The organism is Kaistia adipata DSM 17808 (genome assembly GCF_000423225.1).
In the GTDB taxonomy this organism is placed as follows: Bacteria; Pseudomonadota; Alphaproteobacteria; order Rhizobiales; family Kaistiaceae; genus Kaistia; species Kaistia adipata.
Map to the genome: position 1 here is coordinate 424,941 of NZ_KE383992.1, position 22,837 is coordinate 447,777.

Consider the following 22,837-nt stretch of genomic DNA (forward strand, 5'->3'; position numbering starts at 1 on the left):
GCGCGAAGCGGCTTGCCCTTCGCCAGAAAGCGCTCAAGGCGGTGTCCATGAAGAAGATCCTTGCGGTCGTCATCCTCGTTCCGATCGCAATCGTCGCGGTGGCGCTCTCCGTCGCCAACCGCCACGACGTCGCGTTGTCGCTCGACCCGTTCAACGCCGCCGATCCCGCCGTCGCCATCGCCGTGCCGCTCTATGTGCTGCTCTTCGCGGCCATCGCGCTCGGCGTCGTCATCGGCGGCGTCGGTACCTGGATCGGCCAGGGCCGATGGCGCCGCCAGGCCCGTCGCCTGCGCCACGAGGCCAAGGACATGCGCCGCGAGAACGAGCGCTACCGCGCCGCCACCACCAGCCCGGCGACCGCGCTGCCCGTTCCCCGCCGCGACGCCGCGTGATCGACAGATCCGGGCGAAACACCCGCGATCGGAACGAGTGAAATCCAGTATCGACAAGCACCGCCACCTCACCGCTTTCGGTGGGAACTCCTTGCATGACACCGTCCTCAACATGCTGAGGAGCCCGAAGGGGCGTCTCGAAGCACGCGGAGGGCTCATGCAGTCGATCCTTCGCCCCGACACCCTGCGTCCTTCGAGACGGCTCGCTTCGCAAGCCTCCTCAGGATGTTGCGGGCGGGGGTATCGCATGACCGCCATCCGCGGTCAGGCGAAGGCTCCCTCAGGGAGAGCTGAACACCTCCTGCCGCGCCGCCGCGCGGCTGGCCTGCCATCATCTTCCTTGGACTTGGCGCCGCTTTCATGCCAAACCCTTGCGCCATATGAAACGCAGCTTTTGCGGCAGGCGCCGCGATCCGTCCGAGCCAGCGATCGAACCATGTCCGTGATCGTCAAAATCTGTGGTCTTTCGACCGAGGAGACCGTCGACGCCGCGCTCGCCGCCGGCGCCGACATGATCGGTTTCGTCTTCTTCCCGAAAAGCCCGCGCGCCGTCACGCTGGAGCGCGCCGCCGCGCTCGCGGAACGGGTGCGCGGCCGCGCCGAGATCGTCGCGCTCACCGTCGACATGGATGATGCCGGCCTCGCCGCGATCGTCGACACGGTGAAGCCGGACTGGATCCAGCTGCATGGCGGCGAGAGCGCCGCCCGCGTCGCCGAGATCCGCGCGCGCTTCGGCATCAAGGTGATGAAGGCGCTCGGCATCAGCGCGGCGGAGGATCTCGCCCGGATCCCCGCCCATGCCGAAGTCGCCGACCGCCTGCTGCTCGACGCCAAGCCGCCCAAGGGCGCGGCGCTGCCCGGCGGCAACGGCGTAACCTTCGACTGGCGGCTGCTCGATGCGCTTGACCCCGGCCTTTCCTATATGCTTTCGGGAGGGCTCGATCCCGACAACGTCGCCGGCGCGCTCGCGCTGACGCGGCCTGCCGGCATCGACGTCTCGTCGGGCGTCGAAAGCGCGCCCGGCATCAAGGATCCCGACCGGATCCGCGCCTTCATCGCCGCCATCCGCGGCTTCCGACCCAACGCTGACCAAGGCCCGGCGACTGCCGGCGAGAGGATGACGTCGTGACCGCTCCCGTGCAGCCCAATTCCTACAAGACCGGACCGGACGAGCGCGGCTATTTCGGAATCTATGGCGGCCGCTTCGTCGCCGAGACGCTGATGCCGCTGATCCTCGAACTGCAGCAGGCCTATGACGACGCCAAGGCGGACCCGGCCTTCCATGCCGAGCTGCAGGCGCTCTCGACCTACTACGCCGGCCGGCCTTCAAAACTCTATTTCGCGGAAGGCCTGACCAAGCACCTCGGCGGCGCGCGCATCTTCTTCAAGCGCGAGGACCTGAACCACACCGGCAGCCACAAGATCAACAACTGCCTCGGCCAGATCCTGCTCGCCAAGCGCATGGGCAAGACGCGGATCATCGCCGAAACCGGCGCCGGCCAGCATGGCGTCGCCTCCGCCACCGTCGCGGCGCGCTTCGGCCTGCCCTGCGTCGTCTACATGGGCGCCACCGACGTCGAGCGGCAGGCGCCGAACGTGTTCCGCATGAAGCTGCTGGGCGCGACGGTCAATCCCGTCACCGCTGGCAACGGCACGCTCAAGGACGCCATGAACGAGGCGCTGCGCGACTGGGTCTCGAATGTCGAGGACACCTATTACCTCATCGGCACCGCGGCGGGTCCGCATCCCTATCCGGAGCTGGTGCGCGACTTCCAGTCGGTGATCGGCACCGAAGCCCGCGCCCAGATGCTGGAGCAGGAAGGTCGCCTTCCCGACATGATCATCGCCGCCGTCGGCGGCGGCTCGAACGCCATCGGCCTGTTCCATCCGTTCCTGGACGACAAGGATGTCGAGATCGTCGGCGTCGAAGCCGGCGGCCATGGCATCGACGTCGAGAACGGCCACGCCGCCTCGATGACCGGCGGCCGCCCGGGCGTGCTGCACGGCAACCGCACCTATCTGCTGCAGGACGCCGACGGCCAGATCCTCGAGGGCCATTCGGTCTCGGCCGGCCTCGACTATCCCGGCGTCGGTCCCGAGCACAGCTGGCTGCGCGACACCGGCCGCGTCCAGTATGTGCCGATCGTCGACCAGGAGGCGCTCGACGCGTTCCAGCTCTGCACCCGCGTCGAGGGTATCATCCCGGCGCTCGAATCCGCCCACGCCATCGCCGAGGCCGTCAAGCGCGCGCCGACCATGGGCAAGGACAAGACCATCATCGTCAATCTCTCCGGCCGCGGCGACAAGGACGTCCACACCGTGGGCAAGCTTCTCGGCATGGACATCTGAGCAAGGGCGGCACGATCCAAATGACTGAAACCCGCATCGACCGCCGCTTCGCGAGCCTGAAGTCCGAGGGACGGCCCGCGCTCGTCACCTTCATGACGGCCGGCGATCCCGACCCGGCGACCACGCTGGCGCTCCTGAAGGCCCTGCCCGGCGCCGGCGCCGACGTGATCGAGCTCGGCATGCCCTTCTCCGACCCGATGGCCGACGGCCCGGCGATCCAGGCCGCCGGCCTGCGCGCGCTGAAGGGCGGCCAGACGCTCGTCAAGACGCTCGATCTCGTGCGCGAGTTCCGCAAGACCGACGACGCCACGCCGATCGTGCTGATGGGCTACTACAACCCGATCTACCAGCATGGCTCGGAGGCCTTCGTCGCCGACGCCAAGGCCGCCGGCGTCGACGGCCTGATCATCGTCGACCTGCCGCCGGAGGCCGATGACGAGCTCTGCCTGCCGGCGCTCGAGGCCGGATTGAACTTCATCCGCCTGGCGACGCCGACCACGGACGACAAGCGCCTTCCGGCGGTGCTCGCCAACACGTCGGGTTTCGTCTATTACGTCTCGATCAACGGCATCACCGGCTCGGCCGCGCCCGACGCCTCGCGCGTCGCCGAATCCGTTGCGCGGATCAAGCGCCACACCCATCTACCGGTTTCCGTCGGCTTCGGCGTCAGGACAGCGGAGCAGGCGGCAGCGATCGGCGCGAATGCCGATGGCGTCGTCGTCGGCTCGGCCATCGTTTCGGCCGTCGCGGCGTCGCTCGACAGCGAAGGCCGCGCGACCCCCGCGACCGTGCCGGCCGTCCTGGCACTCGTTTCCGATCTGGCGGGCGGCGTACGCGCAGCCCGCAAATCGGTCGCAGCCTGAACAAGGATTACGCGATGAATTGGATCAACGACGTCGTTCGTCCGAAGATCAAAAGCCTTCTGAACAAGCGCGAGGTTCCCGAGAACCTCTGGATCAAGTGCCCCGAGACCGGCGAGATGGTGTTCCATCGCGACCTCGAGGCCAACCATTACGTGATCCCGAATTCGGGCTATCACATGCGCATGAGCGCGCCGAAGCGGCTCGCCTATTTCTTCGACGACGGCAAGTATGAGCCGATCACCGTTCCCGAGGTCGCCGTCGACCCGCTGAAGTTCCGCGACGAGCGGCGCTACACCGACCGCCTGAAGGACGCCCGCACCAAGACCGGCCTGCAGGACGCGATCCTGGTCGGCGCCGGCGCGGTCGAGGGCGTGCCGATGGTTTCGGCCGTGCAGGACTTCGACTTCATGGGCGGCTCGCTCGGCATGGCCGCCGGCGAGGCCGTGATCGCCGGCATGGAAGCGGCGCTCAATCGCAAGCAGCCCTTCGTGATGTTCGCCGCCTCCGGTGGCGCGCGCATGCAGGAAGGCATCCTGTCGCTGATGCAGCTGCCGCGCACCACCGCCGGCGTGATCGCGCTGCGCGAGGCGCGGTTGCCCTATATCGTCGTGCTGACCAACCCGACCACGGGCGGCGTCACCGCCTCCTACGCCATGCTGGGTGACATCCAGATCGCCGAGCCCGGCGCGCTGATCGGCTTCGCCGGCCCGCGCGTGATCGAGCAGACGATCCGCGAGAAGCTGCCGCCGGGCTTCCAGCGCTCGGAGTTCCTGAACGAGCACGGCATGGTCGATCTGGTCGTGCATCGCCACGAGCTGCGGTCGACCATCGCCCGCCTCTGCGGCATCCTCACGCCGCAGCCGGCGAAGCCCGCCGGCAAGCCGGCAAAGGCGCCGGCCCCGGCCGGCAAGGACGTCGCCCTGGCGAGCTGATCGCCGCAGGGACACATCAACATCGACCGGCCGGCCGCCCACGGGCGCGGCCGGCCTTCGCGCGGCCCCCGGCCCGCGCCGCGGGATCGCGTCATGGATATCGTCATGGATCGCAGCACCGTCATCCTGGAGCGCCTGTTCCAGCTTCACCCCAAGGAAATCGACCTTTCGCTCGACCGGCTGAAGCCGCTGATGGCGAAGCTGGGCGCGCCAGAGACGAAGCTCGGGCCGGTGCTGCACATCGCCGGCACCAACGGCAAGGGGTCGACCACCGCCTTCCTGCGCGCCATGCTGGAGGCGGCCGGCTACAGCGTGCATGTCTACACCTCGCCGCATCTCGTCCGCTTCCACGAGCGCATCCGCCTCGGCCAGGCCGGCGGCGGCCGCTTCGTCGACGAGGACGAGCTGGTCGACACGCTGCTGGAGATCGAGAAGGTCAATGACGGCGCGCCGATCACCCATTTCGAGATCACGACGGCGGCGGCCTTCAAGCTGTTCGCCGACCATCCGGCCGATGTGACGCTGCTCGAGGTCGGCCTCGGCGGCCGCTACGACGCGACCAACATCATCGACCGTCCCGACGTCGCCGTGATCACGCCGATCTCGGTCGACCACGAGAAGTTCTTCGGCAGCGCCCTCGACGGCATCGCGCACGAGAAGTCCGGCATCATCAAGCGCGGCCGTCCGGTCGTGGTGGCGCCGCAGACGCCGATCGTGCTCGACGTCATCGAGCGCGACGCGGCGAGGCTTGCCGCGCCGCTCTTCGTCGGCAACCAGGAATGGGTGTCGCATGCCGAGCGCGGCCGCCTCGTCTACCAGGACGAGGACGGGCTCCTGGACCTGCCGCCGCCGCGCCTGCCCGGCCGGCATCAATATGTGAACGCCGGCACCGCCATCGCGGCGCTCCGCCGCTCCAGCCTCGACGTGCCGGTCGCGGCGATCGAGGCGGGCCTGCAGAACGTCGAATGGCCGGCCAGGATGCAGCGGCTGACCAGCGGCAAGCTGGTCGACCAGGCGCCGCCGGAATCGGAGATCTGGCTCGACGGCGGCCACAATCCCGGCGCTGGCCTCGTCGTCGCCGAGGCGGTGGCCGATCTCGAGGAGCGCGTCTCGCGGCCGCTCTACCTGATCGCCGGCATGCTGGTCACCAAGGACCCGGTCGGCTTCTTCCGCCCCTTCGCCGGCCTCGCCCAGCATGTCTACACGGTGCCGATCGAGGGCTCGAACGCCGGGCGCGACCCGGTCGAGCTTGCCGCCGCATCCGAGGCCGCCGGCATCGCGTCGACCGCCACGGCGGGGGTCGAGGCGGCGCTCGCTGCCATCCGCAAGGCGCTCCCGCCCGGCATCGCGCCGCGCATCCTGATCTGCGGCTCGCTCTATCTCGGCGGCACGGTGCTCGCCGCTAACGGGACGTTACCGCGCTGATAACAGGCAGAGGCCTGTTACCCCCATCCGGACAGGAAAACGGGGCCACGCGGGCCCCGTTTGAAACGCTCGTCGATCGTCAGGCAGGCGATCAGATCGCGCCCTTGATCCATTCGGCCAGCCGGCTCTTCGGCGCGGCGCCGACCTGGATCGAGGTCGGCTCGCCGTCCTTGAACAGGATCAGCGTCGGGATCGAGCGGACGCCGTAGCGCACCGCGATATCCGGATTCTCGTCGATGTTCAGCTTGGCGATCGTCACCTTGCCTTCCATCTCCGCCTGGATCTCCTCCAGCGCCGGCGCGATCATGCGGCAGGGACCGCACCATTCCGCCCAAAAATCAACGACGACCGGGCCGGATGCCCCCAGAACGTCGGCGTCGAAGGAACTATCCGTTACTTTGGCAGTCGCCATGGCAAGCCCTCAAAAGTGTGGGGAAGAGTGGTTCTAAGGTAGGAAGGCGCCCGATCAGGGTCAAGGCGAACGGCTCTCACGCGGCGGTAATGGCAGCCATGCGACTATCGAGCAACGCCGCCGGGATCGCCATCAACAGCGGGATCTCGGTCCAGAGCAGCGCCGTCTCGACCGGCCGATCGGGATAGAGCTCGGCTAGCACAGCGCGGTAGAGCGCGAGCTGGCCGAGGTGCGAACCCGGCACGTCCTCGAGCCTTCGCGGGGCCGGGCGGTTGGTCTTGTAGTCGATGATCATCACCCGGTCGGGCAGCACGACGAGCCGGTCGATCCGCCCGGAAACCGAGGCCGGCCCGCTCCGCGTCTCGATCAGCCCGGCGATCGGCACCTCGGCCCGGCTCTCGGGACCAAACAGTTCGGCGAACGAATCATCATCGAGGATCGGCAGGATCGAGTCCAGGAGGGCCTGCCGCGCCGCCGCGTCCCAGTCCTTGCCGACGACTTCGAGATATTGGGCGGCGACATCGGCGCGAACCACGCGCGGATGGTCGGGCAGAGCCTGCAGCAGGCGATGGATGACCCGGCCGCGGTCGAGCGCGGTCAGCGCCGCGGGGTCGAGCCGCGCATCGAGCGCCGTCACCGGCGGAAAGGCAGGCTCGGCCTCGGCGAAGCCGACCGCCGTCGAGGGCGAGAGGCGGCGCGGTGGCGGCAGCGCCGCCGGCGCCGGCCGCAGCAGCCAGTCAGGCGGTGCGATGGCCGGGGAGACGGAAGGCGCGACGGATTCGGCCCGCGCCGGCGCGGGCGCCCGGCTCCAGTCCTCGCGCCATTCGATCGTGTCGAAGGCATCGCCGGCGAGGTCGACCGGCACGGTGTGCCCCTCGGTGCCGAGCGCGGTTCCGACCAGTTCGTGCCAGAGCCGCTCGGCGCCGGTGTTCGCCTTCATCGTGCCGCAGACGATCAGGTGGTCGCGCGCCCGCGTCAGCCCGACATAGAGCAGCCGGCGATATTCCTCGCGCGCCTTTTCCCGCAGCGTATCGAGCGCCTCCTCGACGACATGTGGCTTGCGAGCGCCGGGCGCGATCCAGACCAGCGGTGCGCCGTCGGCGTCGTCGGGATCGTCCGCCAGCGCCACGATCTTCGGGTCGTGGCTGGCGTGGACCGGCTTCGAGCCGGTGTCGACGAGGAAGACGATGTCCGCCTCGAGCCCCTTGGCGCCATGCACGGTCATGACGCGGATCTCGTCGCGGGCGAGGTCGGCGTCGCGCTTGATCTCGGTCGCCGCCTCGCGCATCCAGCCGACGAAACCCTGCAGCGACGGCACGGACGCCTGCTCATGCGCCAGCGCCTGCGCCAGGAACTCGTCCAGCACGTCGTCCGCCTCCGGCCCGAGCCGCGCCAGCAGCTTCCGCCGGCCGCCCTCCGGCCCCAGCAGCCTCGCGAAGAAGGCATAGGGGCTCGCATGCTCGGCGCGGACGCGCCATGTCTTCAGCTGCTCCGCCGCTCGCAACGCGGCCGGCTCCGTCGAACGGTCGAGCGCCGACCAGAGCGAGCCGGCGCGCGGCTGCGCCAGCGCGTAGAGCTCGTCCTCGGTCAGTCCGAGCAGCGGGCTCTTCAGGAGCGCCGCGAGCGAGAGGTCGTCGCGCGGCTGCAGGAGGATGTCGGCGAGCGCCATCAGGTCGAGCACGGCGATGTGGCTCGCGAGCGCCAGCCGGTCGGCGCCGGCGACCGAGAGGCCCGCCGCCTTGAGGGCGCGGTTGATGGCGTCGGTTTGGGGCCCGCGCTTGCGGGTCAGCACCAGGATGCCGCCCTCGCGGATCTTCTTGCCGGTGGCGGCGATCGTCGCGCCGTCGCGCTTCCAGGTGGCGATCGTCGCGGCGATCCGCTCGGCGAGGCGCACCTCGGGGCTCTTGGTGCCGAGATGGTCGAGCGGCGTGTGCCAGTCCTCCGGCACGGCCGCCTTGTCGGCCTCGATCGGCGGCCAGTAGGTGACGCGGCCGGGATCGAGCCGACGGGCCGCGGCATGTGTCGTCGGCACCCGGTCGCGGGTCAGCCCGGCATGGGCCTCCTCGGCGGCGAAGACGCGATCGACGGCGGCGAGCACGTCCGGCGTCGAACGGAAGGAGAGCTGCAGCTCGAGCTCGTGGAACAGGGCGGCGGCATCCCGGGCGCGGGCGCGCATCTTCTCGCGCTGGCGGGCGAACCAGGCGGGAACCGCGCCCTGGAACGAATAGATCGACTGCTTCTCGTCGCCCACCGCGAAGAAGGTGCGCGTGACGTCGCGCGCGCTCTGGCCGGAGAAGAACTCGCTCGCCAGCCGCTCGATCACCTGCCACTGACGCGGGCTGGTGTCCTGCGCCTCATCGACGAGGATGTGGTCGAGGCCGCGATCGAGTTTGTAGTGAACCCAGGCGGCCGCGTCGGCGCGCAACAGCAGGTTGGCGGTCTTCACCACCAGATCCTGGAAATCGAGCGCGCCACGCAGCTGCTTGGCCCGCTCATAGCCGCTGATCACGGCATCGCCGAGGGTCAGGAGCGCGCTCGTCACGGCATAGGCCTCGGCCGAGGCGATGCGATCGAGCAGATAGTCGATGCGCTCGCGCTCGGCCTCCAGCGTCTCCTCGAGGCCGGGCCAGCCGTCGCGGATGGATTTCGCGGCGAGGCTCGACAGGGCGCGCAGCTTGCCGCCGTCGCTGGTCATCCAGTAGGCGAGCCAGGCTGCCGATCGACCTTCCGGCGTATCGGCCGACAGGATCGGCGCCAGCCGTGCGGCGCTCTTCTTGTCGTTGGCGCCGCTCGCGGACAGCCGGTCGACCAGCCGGCGCAGATCGTCGTCATCGAACGGGATCTCGTCGGCGAGGCGACCGCGCAGGCTCTCGGCCGTCTCGCCCTGACCGAGATGAAGCGCATGACGCAGATCGCGCAGGCCACTCGCCAGGTCGCCGGCGCCGACGATAAATTCGCGCACCGCGTCGCGCGAGGCGACCAGCGCCGCCAGCGCCGCCTCGATGCCCTGGTCGCTCGCCGCTTCGAGCACGGTGGCGAAGGCGCGGCCGAGCGCCGTGCCAGTCGACGCGGCGGCCTCGGCGATGACGGAACGCTGCGCCTCGGCGGTCAGCACGGAGGCGGCGCGATCGTCCAGCACCTCGAAGCTGCCGGCGACATTCGCCTCGAACGGAAACTGGTGCAGCAGGCGCTCGCAGAAGGCGTGGATGGTCTGGATCTTCAGACCGCCCGGCGTCTCCAGCGCGCGGGCGAAGAGCCGGCGGGCGCGGACGAGATCCGCCGCCGTCGCCGGCGCGCCCTGGTAGTCGGAAAGCGTCGCGGCGAGCGCATCATCGGCGAGCGTCGTCCAGCCCGCCAGGATGTCGAAGACGCGGCCCGACATCTCGGCCGCCGCCGCCTTGGTGAAGGTCAGGCAGAGGATCGAGGCCGGATCGGCGCCGGCGAGCAGCAGGCGGATGACGCGGCGGGCAAGGACATAGGTCTTGCCCGAGCCGGCATTGGCCGACACCCAGGCCGAGACCTCGGGATCGGTGGCCCGCGACTGCGTGTATTTGGTCTTGTCGTCGACCGAGATGACGCCGCTCATTCGCCCGTATCCTCGCCTTCGCCGAGCGACCATTCGCGGATGCGGGCGAGATGGTCATAGGGGCTTTCATAGCGCGTCTCGAACATCGGCCTGGCGCGCGGGACATAGGCGCGGCGGGCATCGTCGAAGGCCGCGATGAGATCTGCCAACCGGCTCGCCGCCTCGTCGCCGAGCTCGTCCGCCGTCTTGTCCTTGGTCACTGCCGAGGAGAACGGATCGCCCTTGCCGACCTTGCCGAGGCCGACCCAGCCGAGAATGGACACCGAGACGCCGGCCGGAACGGTCTCGAACCCGCCGCCGCGCGCCATCGCCACCTCGAGCGCCAGCTGCGGCGCCAGGCCGGTCGAAAGCTGCTTGGCGCTCGGCGGCGACCCGGTCTTGAAATCGAGGATCTCGAGGCGGCCGTCCTGGCGCAGATCGATGCGATCGGCGCGGCCGGTCAGGCGGAACTCGCCCCCCGGCGCGGTGAACGGCCAGGAGCCGCCGATCTCGGCATGACGGGTCGCGATCTCCGCCCGGCTCGCCTCCCAGCCGATGAACCAGTCGGCGATGACGGCGAAGCGCGGCCACCAGAGCGCATAGACGGCCGGGAACGGCTCGATGCGGGCAAACACGCGACGCCCGATGACGAGCAGCTCGGTGAGCGCGCTCGCATCGAACGGCCCTTTCCAGGCCTGAACAAAGTCGCCGAGCGCCTCGTGGATCAGCGTGCCGCGCAGCGCCACGTCCGGCACGACGCCGATCGGATCGAGTGGCTCCAGCTTCAGAATCCGCCGCGCGTAGATCGCATAGGGGTCGCGGATCAGCGTCTCGATCTCGGTAACGGAGAGCCGGCGCGGCCGCGCCGAGACGGGCGGGCGCGGCTCCGGCCGGTGGACCGGAACGGGGGCGGTCGCGCGGTCGAGCGCGCGCGCCCAATCGAGATAGCGCGTGCCGCGCGCCGCCAGCGCCCGCGCCTCGTCCTGGCCGAGGCGGGCGAGAAGGCGCTGCAGCCAGCGCGCCGCAACCGTCGGCGTGCCGCCGCGCCGCTCGGCCCGCGTGACCACCACTTTGCCGGCTGACAAGGCACTGGTGAAATCATGCGCCGACTGGCCGAGTTTGCGCTCCGGCGCTTCCAGCCCGAGCTCGGCCCGCATCGCGCGCGAGAGCCAGGGATCGGTGCGCGTGTCGGACGGCCAGACGCCTTCGTCCAGGCCCCCCAGCACCATCAGGTCGACCGTCTGCAGGCGCGCTTCCAGCGCGCCCCAGATGAAGAGCCGGGGATCGGAGCCCGGCCGCGCCGGTACGCCGACGCCGGCCATGGTGGCATCGAGGAAGCCCGGATATTCGTAGCCGCCCATCTCCAGCGCGGCGGCATCCGGGCTCATCAGCCCGGCGAGGAGCGTCGCCAGCGCCTGCCCTGCCTCGTCCTCGAACAGCGCGTCGCCGTTGCCGTCGGCGTCCGCCGCCGCCTCTCTCAGCGCCGCGACCACGGCGGTCGTCAGCGTCGCCGCATCGGAGGGCTCGATGCTGTCGATGAGTCGGCTAAGCGGTTCCAGGACGGCTTCCAGCCGGGAGGCGAGATCGCGGGCGATCTGCCAATCGGTAGCGCCGAGCCGCTTCACCGCCTGCGGCGCGTAGCGGGCCTCCGGAAGCTCGGCCTCGGCCCGGTCCACCGCCTCGGCGAGGCCGGCGATGCCATCGGCGAGGAGCGTACCGCGAAAGAGCACGAGATCGAGGATGTCCATCGCCGCGCGGCAGGCCGTGTGCCCCATGCCGAAGGCGGCCAGCGGATGCTTGCCGAGCGCCAGGAGGTCATAGGGCGCGCCGTTGGACTTCGCCGCCGCCACCAGCAGGCGGGCCAGCGTTCCCGGCGGCGAGGTCATCAGCGGACGGCCGGCGGAATCGTCGACCGACAGGCCGAAGCGGCCGAGCTCGATCGCGACGCGGCCGGCAAGGCGGCGGTCGGGCGTCACCAGCGCCGCGGTGCGGCCGGGCTCCTCGATGGCCGCGCGCATGGCGATCGCGATCGCCACCGCTTCTTCCTGCTCGGTCCGGGCGACGACGAGGTCGATGTCGCCGATCGCCGCCGCCGCGACCGGCGGCGCGACGGCCCAGTCCTCGGTCGTATCGGCCGGACGCATCGCCTCGGAGATCAGCCGCGCGCGCTCGGTCATCTCGGCCGTCATGGCGCCGATCGAAACGATCTCGTCGCGCGCGACGCCGATGCCCTCGATCACCTGCTTCAGGCCGTATTGCGGATGGCCGGGCGCCGAGCGGACGGGATCGGCGAGGCCGCCGATCGCGGTCCAGCCGGTCTCGTCCAGCAGCATGTCGAGGCCGGGCAGCACGACGGCGCCCTGCGGCAGCCCGGCGATGACGCCGAGCAACTCGGCGACGGCAGGTATGGAGCCGGTCGAGCCGGCCGCGATCACCGGCCCGCGCGGCGGCGTCGACGCCAGCCGCCGGGCTGATGCCCGCACGAGATGGTCGCGTCGCACGGAGGGATCGGCGAGACCGCGCTCCCGCAGGAAGGCCGGCCACTGCTGGCCGACGATGCGCAGGAAATCGAGCGAGATCTGCCAGTAGCGCGCGAGATCGTCGGGAACCAGCGTTTCCAGCCGGTCCCAGGCGATGCCGGTCGTCTCGATGTCGTCGATCAGGCGGGCGAGATCGCCGGCGAGATGAAAGGCATCGGCGGCGGAAGCCGGCACCAGCAGCGGGTCGCTCTCGTCGAGCGAAAGCAGTTCGCGCCGCACCGCCCTGCCCCAGGCCAGCGTCAGACGGGTCAGCACCAGCAGCCGGTCGAGCCGCGAGATCGCTTCCGGCAGGACGAGCCGCTCGGCCGGATCGTCGGAAGCCGCCTCGAGGATCTGGTCCTCCTCGTCGACGTCGCCGATCGGACGGATCGCCGGCAGGATGGCGGCGCGGCCACCGAGGCGCACGAGGAGCTCGGCATGCAAGGAGCGCGCGGCGCGGCGCGTCGGCACGAGGATGGTCACATCGGCGAGCGCGAGCGGATCCTTAGCCGGATTCGGAATATCGCCAAAGCGGCCCGAAAGCAGCGCATCGGCAAAGGTCGGCAGGAACGGCGTGCCCGGCGGGATCGTGAAGACGCGGGGAGCCGGCCTCGCCATCCCCGCCTCAGGCCGCGCTTTCCAGGACCGACAGTTCGGCCTCGCGGATTGCTTCCGGCGTGCCGACATGCAGCCAGGTGCCGTCCATGCGGACACCGAACAGGCGGCCGCTCTCGATCGCGCGATCGAACAGCACGTTGAGCGAGAACGAGCCCTCGGGCGCATTCTCGAACAGGCGCGGCGACAGGATGGCGGTGCCCGAATAGACGAAGGGCGCGACGGTGCGCTCGACCCGGCGGGCGAGGCGGCCGTCCTTGTCCATGACGAAATCGCCCGGTCCCGGATAGCCGATCGCGGTGACGGTCGGCGCCAACATCAGGAGCGCGTCCATCGTCTCGTCGTTCCAGCCGCGGGCGAGCCAGTCGAGATTCGGGCGCGGCCCCTCGATCCAGAACGAATCCGAATTCATGACGTAGAACGGCGCGTCGCCGAGCAACGGCAGCGCCTTCTTGAGGCCGCCGCCCGTCTCGAGCAGCCCGCCGCGCTCGTCCGAGACGATCACCTTCGGCGCCTTGCGCTTCTTCACATGGGTTTCGACCAGGTCGGCCAGGTAGTGCACGTTGACGACGGCTTCCTCGACGCCGGCATTCGCCAGCCGGTCGAGCGCATGGTCGACCAGCGAACGGCCGGCGATCTCGATCAGCGGCTTCGGGACCGTCGCCGTGACCGGCCGCATGCGCTTGCCGATGCCGGCGGCGAGCACCATGGCGCGCTTCGGATGGTTCGGCGTCTGGAAGATGGGCGTCGGCATGGTCTCGGGCAGTTCCATTGTTCTTGCTGGCGTCGCTGGCCCGGGCCCCGGCGGGGCCCGTCAATCGTCGAGCGGCAGGTGTTCTTCATACCAGAGCGCCAGTCCGGAAAGAACCGGATGGCGCAGGCACCGCCCGAGATAGCCTCGTACACGGGGAATGTGACGGAGATATTGGGGCTTGCCGGCCGCTTCCGCCAATCGGACAAAACCGCCCAGCACCTTGGTGGCGCGCTGCGCGCCGGAAATCGCATAGGCCTCGCGGAAACGCGCCTCGTCGAACGGACCAAGCGCCTGGCGCGTGGTGACATAGTGGTCGGCGAGCGCCGCCTCGAGGTCCGGCTCGACGGTGATGCGGACATCCTGCAGTAGCGAGGCGACGTCATAGGCGCTGGCGCCGATCATCGCGTCCTGATGGTCGAGGATGCCGATCCGCCGCAGGCCCGCCCGCTCCGGCAGCCAGAGCAGGTTGGGCGAATGGAAGTCACGCAGCAGCCAGCTCTTCTCGGCCGCGTCGAGCGTCTCGTAGAGCCCGCGCCAGATCGCGGCGAAACGCGCTTCGGCCGCCCCGCCGAGCGGCGCGCCCCTCTGCCAGCGCGCATACCAGCGCGGCAACAGGTCGACCTCGATCGAAAGCGCGTCCCAGTCGAAGGGCGGCACGTGGTGCACGCTGCCGTCCGGCAAGGGCAGGTCGGCGGGCCGCGGCGTCGCGTGCAGAGCCGCCAGCACCTCGACGGCGAGGCGGTAGCGCTCGGGATCCGGCACGCCGTCCGCCAGCACGCCCTCGGAGCCGAGATCCTCGACCAGAAGCAGGCCGGCCGGCAGGTCCGCCGCCAGGATTTCCGGCGCCGAGAAGCCCGCCGCGCGCAGGCCGTCGCTCATCGCCACGAAGGGCCGCACGCTGGTGGCGCGGTGAGCGAGATCGTCATAGGTGCGGCCGTCGCGCACCGCGGGGCCCGGCGGACGCTCCGGCGCGTCCATCAGCACGGCCGGACGGCCATCCGGCGCCGCGACACGCTCATAGGCGCGGGTCGACGCGTCGCCCTGCAGGTGCCGGCGCGTCGCCTGCGCCATGCCGGACGCATCGAGGAACCGCCGGATCGCCAGGGTTCGCGCGATGCGTTCCGGCCAGTCGCCGCCACCCGTGAGCGTGGCGAGCCGGCCTGTTCCCTCGATCTCGAGCGAGATCTCGAGATGGCCGGCGGGCAGATAATCCTCGGCGCGCTCCGGCCATTCGACCAGCACCACGCCCTCGCTTACGGCCTCGTCGAAGCCGATCTCGTCGAGCTCGTCGGCGGAGCCGAGGCGATAGAGATCGAAATGCGCGATCGGCAGCCGCGCCTCGTAGGTCTGGACGATGGTGAAGGTCGGGCTCGGCACCTCGAGCGCCGGATCGGCCGCGACGGCGCGGATCAGGGCCCTGGCGAAGCTGGTCTTGCCGGCGCCGAGATCGCCGCGCAGCGCGATGACGTCGCCAATGGCGAGCTTGGCCGCGATGTCCTCGGCCAGTCGAACGGTCGCCGCCTCGTCCGGCAGCGCGATCGGGATCGGATCCGGCGCGCTCATTCTGCGGCGATGGCCAGCTCGGTCGGACGGATCGGCAGGTGCACGGTGACGGCGGTGCCGCGTCCTTCCTCGGAGCGGATGCCGACCGACCCGCCATGCAGCTCGACGAAGCTCTTGACGATGGCGAGGCCGAGGCCGGCGCCGCCGCGCGCGGAACCGGCGGCACGGCTCTCGAAGCGGTCAAAGACGGAATCGAGGAATTCCGGCGCAATGCCGGGGCCATGGTCCTCGACCGTGAAGGCGATCGCATCCGCCGTCCGCTCGGCGCTCAGCTCGATCGAGCCGCCATGGCTGGAGAAGCCGACGGCGTTCGAAAGCAGATTGTAGAGGATCTGGCGCACGCGCTTCTCGTCGGCGATGAAGCTGCCGATGCCGGCGGGGATGTGCGTCTCCAGCACGAGCTGCGCCTCCTGCAGGCGGTCGCGCACGCCCTCGATCGCCGCCGCGACGGTGCGCTCGACATCGACCTCGCCGAGATCGAGCGCGGTGATGCCGGCGTCGACCGTCGCCAGATCGAGAATGTCGTTGACGATCGCCAGCAGCGAGCCGCTCGAGGACAGGATATAGCCGGTATATTCGCGCTGCTTCTCGGTCAGCGGCCCGATCGAGACGTCGGACAGCAGCTGGGTGAAGCCGATGATGTTGGTCAGCGGCGAGCGCAGCTCGTAGGACACATGCTGGATGAAGGCGTTCTTCAGGCCGTCGGCGGCTTCCAGCGCCTCGTTGCGCTCGGTCAGCGCGCGCTCGACCTGCACCGTGTCGCTGACGTCGATGAAGGTGACCATGGTCTGGCCGCCCGGCAGCGGCACCATCGCATAGTCGATCACCCGACCGTCCGAGCGCTCCATGCGGCCATGGCTCTGCGCGCGGCTCTCGTCGAGCCCGGCGACACGGGCGGTGAAGCGGGCCCACTCCTCCGGCGCGTCGTGCAGGCGCCGGCAGGCGCGCTCGATCTCGCCGATATGCGGGTGGTTGGACAGGAGCTTCCTGTCGAGCTGCCAGATCTTCGCGAAGGCCGGGTTGTCCAGCCGGAGGCGGCCGTCGGAGCCGAACACCGCCACGCCTTCGGCGAGATGGTCGAGCGTCTCGCCCTGGACGCGCGACAGCGCGTTGTAGCGGCTCTCCAGCTCCAGCTGCTCGGTGACGTTCTCGTAGATCCAGGTGATGCCGCCCTGCGGATGCGGGTTGGCGAGGACGCGCAGCGTCTGCCCGTCCGGCAGATGCCACCAGAGCTCGCGCGCGTCGAGCGACTGGTAGGCGGAGAGCAGCTCGTTGCGCCAGCTCTTGAAATCGGCCTGCTCGGGCAGGCGGCGGCTGGCGCGCATCCGCTCCAGAACGGCGCCCTCGTCGGGCTGGCTGTCGAGGAACGACGCCTCGAGGCCGAACAGCGAGCGGAAGGCCGCGTTGTAGGAGCGCAGACGGCGGTCGGAACCGAAAACGGCGACCGCGGTCGCGAGCTGATCCAGCGTCCGGGCGTGGAACTCGACCAGCCGCTTCATCTGCAGCTGGACCGTCTCGAGCTCAGTGGCGTCGGTGGCAATGCCGGCGCTGCCGGTTTCCGAGACGACGTCGATGACGTCGAAGACACGGCGCGAACCGGCGAAGATCGCCGGCAGGCGCTGCTCGACGACCGCCTTGCCGGCGTGGCTGTCGCGGATCGCGTCGCGGCCGGCGGTATCGAGAAGCTCGAGGTTGCGGGCAACGGCGTCCTGCGGATCGCGCGCCTCTACAGCATTGACGAAGGCGTTGTTGATCCAGCGCAGCGCCCCGTCTGGACCGCGGATCCAGGCCGGCATGGGCGCCGCCTGCAACAGCTCGCGCATCGCCTCGACGTCCTCGCTGACGCGGCGATGCCGCGCCGCGAGCTCGGCCAGCGCATGCCGGTCGCCCGTCAGGTCGTGGAAGCGGACGACGGCGCGGCCGCCCGCCGTGCGGCCCGCCGCCTCGACGAAGCTGCCGCGGGTGGTTTCCAGCGTCAGCGCGAAGGTCTCGCCGCGCGCGCGCAGGTTTTCGAGCGCCGCGTCCAGCGCGCGGGCCGCGGCCGGCACGAGCCAAGTGCCGAAGGCCAGGAAGGCCGCGCGCTCGTCGGGCGCGCCGCAGGAACGCGGCAGGCGACCCATGACCAGCGGCGGCTCGCCGGGTGCGCTCCAGGCGACAAGGCGCTGATCGTCGGCGTCGACAAGGGCCTCGGCGCGATCCGCCTTGGCCTTCGAATCGGCCAGCTGGTGGCGCAGCGCGGCGTTCTCGCCATCGGCCCGGGCGCGGGCCCGATGCATCGCGGCGACGCCGAGCACGGCAAAGGCCGCTACGCCGAGCAGCACGCTGACGAGGGCCGTGCGGCCGGCATCGATCGTGCCGGCGGCGGCCTGCGCGCCGGTGGAGGACAGGGTGAGCATGCCGGCGGATGTCAGCGCGCTGGCGGCCAGCATGGACCGACGCAGGGAAGGAACGGCGGAACTCCGGCGGCCAGAGCCGCGAATCCCATCCAAATTCCTGCGATGCCAAAGCATGCGGGCAGGCCCTTCCGCCGTCAGAACAATGAAAACGACCCGTTTCGGCGCCGACGACAAACTGCGGCCTCCCCACGAATCATCCCCAATGTAGCGGCAGGGGGAATCGTGTGTGAAGCCGAGGCCAACGAGAAAAGGGGCCACGCGGTGCGCCCGCATGGCCCCTCAGCATCAGATGATCGTGGTTAACCGCCAGTTAAGGCGGCGGGCAGTCAAAATATTGCGCCCGAAGAGCGGGCCGGCCACGACCGGTAGATCCCGGCTGCGGCCGATCGCCCACCCCGAATTTATCGGTCAGTAACGATAGTGATCCGGCTTGAACGGGCCGGACTGCGAAACGCCGATATAGGCCGACTGCTTGTCGCTGAGCGTCGTCAGCTTCACGCCGATCTTGGCCAGATGCAGCGCCGCGACCTTCTCGTCGAGGTGCTTCGGCAGCGTGTAGACCTTCTTCTCGTACTGGCCGGGCTTGGTCCAGAGCTCGATCTGCGCCAGCGTCTGGTTGGTGAAGGACGCCGACATGACGAAGCTCGGATGGCCGGTGGCGTTACCGAGATTGACCAGGCGACCTTCCGACAGAAGGATGATGCGCTTGCCGTCGGCGAACTCGACCTCATCGACCTGCGGCTTGACGTTGTGCCACTTCAGATTGCGCAGCGCGGCGATCTGAATCTCGCTGTCGAAATGGCCGATGTTGCAGACGATGGCGCGGTCCTTCATGGCGCGCATATGGTCGATCGTGATGACGTCGACATTGCCGGTGGCGGTGACGAAGATGTCGGCGCGCGGCGCGGCATCGTCCATCGTCGTCACTTCATAGCCTTCCATCGCCGCCTGCAGCGCGCAGATCGGGTCGACTTCGGACACGAGCACGCGGCAGCCGGCCTGGCGCAGCGACGCGGCCGAGCCCTTGCCGACGTCGCCGAAGCCGGCGACCATCGCCACCTTGCCCGACATCATCACGTCGGTGCCGCGGCGGATGCCGTCGACGAGCGACTCGCGGCAGCCATAGAGGTTGTCGAACTTCGACTTGGTGACGGAGTCGTTCACGTTGATCGCCGGGAAGAGCAGCGTGCCCTTCTTCTGCATCTCGTAGAGGCGATGCACACCGGTGGTGGTCTCTTCGGTGACGCCCTTGATCGAACGGGCGATCTCGCCATACCAGCCCGGCTTGGAAGCGAGGCGCTTCTTGATCGCGGCGAAGAGGACTTCTTCCTCCTCGTTCTCGGGCTTGTCGAGGAAGGCGGTGTCGCCGTTCTCGGCGCGCAGACCGAGATGTACCAGCACCGTGGCGTCGCCGCCGTCGTCGAGGATCATGTTCGGCACGCCGCCATCGGCCCACTCGAAGATGCGGTGCGTGTATTCCCAGTAGTCCTCGAGGCTCTCGCCCTTGATGGCGAAGACCGGGACGCCGGCCTTGGCGATCGCCGCGGCGGCATGGTCCTGGGTCGAATAGATGTTGCACGAAGCCCAGCGGATGTCGGCGCCGAGCGCCTTCAGCGTCTCGATCAGCACGCCGGTCTGGATCGTCATGTGCAGCGAGCCGGCGATGCGGGCGCCCTTCAGCGGCTGCGACGGGCCGAATTCGGCGCGCACGCTCATCAGGCCCGGCATTTCCGTCTCGGCGATGGCGAGTTCCTTGCGGCCCCAATCGGCGAGACCGATGTCCTTGATCGCGTAGTCGTTGGCGGCAGCCATCTTGCTGATCTCCATGCGTTGGATGTGTCGCGCTTATAGCCGAGACAACGCCGGGCAGCAATCAGGATATAAAGATGTCTTTATGTGACGCCGTCGGACGGCGTCATTCCTCTTCGCCGAAGCGATTGGCGACGAGCTCGGCGATGGCTTGGAGCGCCGCCTCGGCGTCCGGGCCCTCGGCCGAGACGCGGATCGACGAGCCGATGCCGGCCGCCAGCATCATCAGCCCCATGATCGAGGTGCCGCCGACGGTATTCTGATCCTTGGAGACGGAGATGCGCGCGTCGAACAGATCGGCGCACTGCACGAATTTCGCCGAGGCGCGGGCGTGCAGGCCCTTGCGGTTGACGATCGGCAGATCGCGGAACAGTCCGTTGGCCTCGGTTTCGGTGTCGGACATGCTCTGCGCTCAGTGCCCAGCCAGCACTTGGCTGGCGACGTTGATGTATTTGCGGCCCGCTTCCTGGGCGCCGGCGATCGCGTCGGCGAGCGAGCGATCGAGGCGGACGCTCGCGAGCTTGATCAGCATCGGCAGGTTGACGCCGGCGATCACCTCGATGCGGCCGGCTTCCATCACGGAAATGGCGAGGTTGGAGGGGGTGCCGCCGAACATGTCGGTCAGCAGGATCACACCGCTGCCGTCATCGACGCCGATCACCGCCTCGAGGATGTCCTGTCGGCGACGCTCCATGTCGTCCTCAGGCCCGATGGCGATCGTCTCGAATTGGGTCTGGCGACCAACCACGTGCTCCAGGGCCGCCCGGAACTCGGTAGCGAGCTGGCCGTGGGTAACAAGGACGACGCCAATCATGCCCTTCGATGACCTGCTTTTCTCAGTTCGGCCCCGAACCGGGGCCAGGGAAGATATCGGAACCGTCTGAACCAGACGCCCGGCCCTCGCCGGGCCGAATGGGGCCGCATCTTGACCGAACCTTGCCGCAACGCAAGAAAAAAGCGGGACACATCCGGACGAATAGAAACAATACTAAACAAACGCAGCGCGGAAGGCCAATGCCGCCCGAACGCGGATCCAGCCATCGCCCTGGCCGGCCGGAAGCGCAAGCCGCCGCAACGTTATGCCGGCGAGCTCCGTCCGCATCGCCGCCGCCTCGGGCAGGCGCGGACATTGTTCGCCCGGCACGAGATCGACGACGAGATCGATCGTCGCCGCGTCAATATGCGGCACTGCAACAATGCCCTGGCCGCGGATCTCCAGCAGGCCGGCGATCGTCGCGGGCGCGCGGGCTTGGAGCCGCCCGGCCTCGGCCGCGAGATGGACGCGATCATCGGCGACGAGCCGGTTGGCGGCGAGGTCGGCCATCAGCAGCGCCAGGAGCAGGGAGGACTTGCCGCTGCCGGAAACGCCCCGGACCAGAACCCCCGCGCCGTCGACGACGACGGCGCCGGCATGGATGGTGTCGGAGGCCGCGTCCGACACAGTCACGATGACGCCGACGGCAGGCGCACGGTGAAGCGGGCGCCGACGATCTCGGCCCTGTCCGCCTTGGTGGCCTTGCCCTTGGAACGGTTCTCCGCCCAGATCCGGCCGCGATGCGCCTCGACGATCTGCTTCGAGATCGACAGGCCGAGGCCCGAATTCTGGCCGAACGCCTCCTGCTCCGGCCGGTCGGTATAGAAGCGCTCGAAGATGCGGTCGATCTGCTCGGCCCGGATACCGGGGCCGTCGTCCTCGACGACGACATCGACCGAGGCGCCGCTGCGCCGCACGATCACCCGCACCGTGCCGTCCTGACGGCAGAAGGAGCGGGCATTGTCGATCAGGTTGGTGAAGACCTGCGCCAGCCGGCTGTCATGACCGAGCACGACGAAGGCGTCCTCCTCCTCGGCTTCCGCCACCTCGAGGCTGATGCGCGGGCCATCCGGCTGCGAGGTATCGCGCGCCATCGAGACAACAGCCTCGACCACGGCGGCGACGTCGACCGGCGTCGCGTCCTGGCGCGCCAGCTCGGCATCGAGACGCGACGCGTCGGAAATGTCGCTGATCAGCCGGTCGAGGCGACGCACATCATGCTGGATGATGTCGTTGAGCCGCTTCTTCGAGGCCGCCGTCTTGGCGAGCGGCAGCGTCTCGACCGCGCTGCGGAGCGAGGTCAGCGGGTTCTTGAGTTCATGGCTGACATCGGCGGCGAAGCTCTCGATCGCCTCGATGCGGTTGAACAGGGCGCCGGTCATCTCGCGCAGCGCCTGCGACAGGTGGCCGATCTCGTCGCGGCGGTTGGAGAAGTCCGGGATCTGCGGCCGCGCGGTGACGCCGCGACGCACGCGGTCGGCCGCATCGGCGAGGCGGCGGAGCGGCGCCGCGATCGTGCTGGCGAGCAGGATCGACAAGAGCACGACGACGCCGGCCGAGACCAGGAAGACGCGGACGATGGCCATGCGCTCGGCATGGACGATCTGGTCGATGTCGCCGCCCTGGGTCGAGAGCAGCAACACACCAAGCACCGAGCGATAGCGCTGGATCGGCACCGCGACGGAGACGATCAGCTCGCCTCGCTCGGTGATGCGGACGATCGAGGACGGCCCGCCCTCGAGCGCGGTCGCCACCTCCGGATAGCCGCGGCCGTTCGATCCGCCGAGCTCCTGGTAGATCGGAAGGTCGTCGCGCTGCAGATGCACGTTCACCCACTGCCAGATGCGGTCGAGCAGGGCCGGCTCCTCATCGGCCGGCGGCAGATCGAAGCGCAGGATCTGGCCGCGCGAATAGAGATGGCGGGAATCGAGCACCAGGGCGCCATCGCGATCATAGATGCGGGCGCGCGTGCGGGTTGGCGAGATCAGCCGGCGGAGAACCGGCGCGACGCGCTCCGGATTGATCGGGAAATCGAGCCCCTCGATCGAGTTCTCGCCCGGCATCAGGCTTTCGCCCGCCTGCAGCTCCAGCAGCCGGTCGGGATCGATCGTCAGGTTGTTGGTCTCGACGGTCGCCGCGCCGGCGACGGCGCCGGCGATGATCTCGCCCTGGGTCAACAGGCTCTCCAGCCGCGCGTCGATCAGGCCGGCGCGGAACTGGTTCAGGTAGAGGATGCCCGAGACAAGGACGATCAGCGCCGCCAGGTTCAGAATGATGATGCGGCGCGTCAGGCTGGAAAAGGCATGCAGGCCGACGGAGCGCAGCAGCCGGCCGAAGCCGCGCCGCAGCATGCGCAGGCGCAGGCGCCAGGGACGTCGGCGCGGTGCAATCGGCTCCTCGATACTGATCGTCATGCCTCTCTCGAGCCC

17 protein-coding genes are annotated in these 22,837 nt (G+C 69.5%); 6 read left to right on the forward strand and 11 right to left on the reverse strand.

Going from position 1 to position 22,837, the window contains the following annotated elements; genetic code table 11:
* Positions 1-47 precede the first annotated feature (47 nt).
* The 6 genes from G539_RS0122255 (at position 48) to G539_RS0122280 (ending at position 5,961) form a co-directional block, all read left to right on the forward strand.
* Complete coding sequence (locus tag G539_RS0122255) at positions 48-392, forward strand: lipopolysaccharide assembly protein LapA domain-containing protein (RefSeq protein WP_029077165.1); 345 nt, start codon at positions 48-50, stop codon at positions 390-392.
* A gap of 436 nt (positions 393-828) precedes the next feature.
* A complete protein-coding gene (locus tag G539_RS0122260) occupies positions 829-1,521 on the forward strand; it encodes a phosphoribosylanthranilate isomerase (RefSeq protein WP_029077166.1) in 693 nt (230 codons plus the stop codon).
* Positions 1,518-2,741 carry a tryptophan synthase subunit beta gene (gene trpB / locus G539_RS0122265; RefSeq protein ID WP_029077167.1) on the forward strand — a complete coding sequence of 408 codons (1,224 nt, stop codon included), beginning with the start codon at positions 1,518-1,520 and terminating at the stop codon, positions 2,739-2,741. The genes G539_RS0122260 and trpB overlap by 4 nt, the downstream gene beginning before the upstream one ends.
* 20 nt (positions 2,742-2,761) lie before the next feature.
* The gene (trpA, locus tag G539_RS0122270; RefSeq protein WP_029077168.1) at positions 2,762-3,604 is read left to right on the forward strand and encodes a tryptophan synthase subunit alpha; all 843 of its coding nucleotides are present in this window, start codon (positions 2,762-2,764) and stop codon (positions 3,602-3,604) included.
* 14 nt (positions 3,605-3,618) lie between these two features.
* The gene (gene accD / locus G539_RS0122275; RefSeq protein ID WP_029077169.1) at positions 3,619-4,536 is read left to right on the forward strand and encodes an acetyl-CoA carboxylase, carboxyltransferase subunit beta; all 918 of its coding nucleotides are present in this window, start codon (positions 3,619-3,621) and stop codon (positions 4,534-4,536) included.
* Positions 4,537-4,641: 105 nt separating this feature from the next.
* Positions 4,642-5,961 (forward strand): bifunctional folylpolyglutamate synthase/dihydrofolate synthase, encoded by a 1,320-nt coding sequence (locus G539_RS0122280; RefSeq protein ID WP_029077170.1) that lies wholly within the window; start codon positions 4,642-4,644, stop codon positions 5,959-5,961.
* 91 nt (positions 5,962-6,052) lie between these two features.
* On the opposite strand, the gene trxA is transcribed toward G539_RS0122280, so the two are convergent.
* The 11 genes from trxA to G539_RS0122335 all read right to left on the reverse strand — a co-directional run bounded on the left by trxA (position 6,053) and on the right by G539_RS0122335 (position 22,822).
* Complete coding sequence (gene trxA / locus G539_RS0122285) at positions 6,053-6,373, reverse strand: thioredoxin (RefSeq protein ID WP_029077171.1); 321 nt, start codon at positions 6,371-6,373, stop codon at positions 6,053-6,055.
* Positions 6,374-6,449: 76 nt separating this feature from the next.
* On the reverse strand, positions 6,450-9,959 hold the full coding sequence (addA, locus tag G539_RS0122290; protein ID WP_029077172.1) for a double-strand break repair helicase AddA: 3,510 nt from the start codon (positions 9,957-9,959) through the stop codon (positions 6,450-6,452).
* The gene (gene addB, locus G539_RS0122295) at positions 9,956-13,075 is read right to left on the reverse strand and encodes a double-strand break repair protein AddB (RefSeq protein WP_029077173.1); all 3,120 of its coding nucleotides are present in this window, start codon (positions 13,073-13,075) and stop codon (positions 9,956-9,958) included. Before addB ends, addA begins: the two co-directional genes overlap by 4 nt.
* 7 nt (positions 13,076-13,082) lie before the next feature.
* Positions 13,083-13,826, reverse strand: coding sequence for a nucleotidyltransferase family protein (locus tag G539_RS0122300; RefSeq protein WP_245576943.1), 744 nt, complete (start codon positions 13,824-13,826; stop codon positions 13,083-13,085).
* Positions 13,827-13,886: 60 nt separating this feature from the next.
* Positions 13,887-15,389 (reverse strand): tRNA (adenosine(37)-N6)-threonylcarbamoyltransferase complex ATPase subunit type 1 TsaE, encoded by a 1,503-nt coding sequence (gene tsaE, locus G539_RS0122305; RefSeq protein ID WP_029077175.1) that lies wholly within the window; start codon positions 15,387-15,389, stop codon positions 13,887-13,889.
* Positions 15,386-17,818 carry a sensor histidine kinase gene (locus G539_RS0122310; RefSeq protein ID WP_029077176.1) on the reverse strand — a complete coding sequence of 811 codons (2,433 nt, stop codon included), beginning with the start codon at positions 17,816-17,818 and terminating at the stop codon, positions 15,386-15,388. Before G539_RS0122310 ends, tsaE begins: the two co-directional genes overlap by 4 nt.
* Before the next feature lie 375 nt (positions 17,819-18,193).
* Complete coding sequence (ahcY, locus tag G539_RS0122315) at positions 18,194-19,597, reverse strand: adenosylhomocysteinase (RefSeq protein WP_029077177.1); 1,404 nt, start codon at positions 19,595-19,597, stop codon at positions 18,194-18,196.
* 103 nt (positions 19,598-19,700) lie between these two features.
* Complete coding sequence (locus G539_RS0122320; RefSeq protein WP_029077178.1) at positions 19,701-19,997, reverse strand: HPr family phosphocarrier protein; 297 nt, start codon at positions 19,995-19,997, stop codon at positions 19,701-19,703.
* A 9-nt stretch (positions 19,998-20,006) separates the two neighbouring features.
* The gene (locus tag G539_RS0122325) at positions 20,007-20,408 is read right to left on the reverse strand and encodes a PTS sugar transporter subunit IIA (protein ID WP_029077179.1); all 402 of its coding nucleotides are present in this window, start codon (positions 20,406-20,408) and stop codon (positions 20,007-20,009) included.
* Positions 20,409-20,582: 174 nt separating this feature from the next.
* Positions 20,583-21,041: an HPr kinase/phosphorylase gene (locus G539_RS0122330; protein ID WP_245576944.1), complete on the reverse strand. Its 459-nt coding sequence runs from the start codon at positions 21,039-21,041 to the stop codon at positions 20,583-20,585.
* Entirely contained in the window at positions 21,038-22,822 is a 1,785-nt protein-coding gene (locus G539_RS0122335; protein ID WP_029077181.1) for a sensor histidine kinase, read from the reverse strand. The genes G539_RS0122330 and G539_RS0122335 overlap by 4 nt, the downstream gene beginning before the upstream one ends.
* Positions 22,823-22,837: the final 15 nt, after the last annotated feature.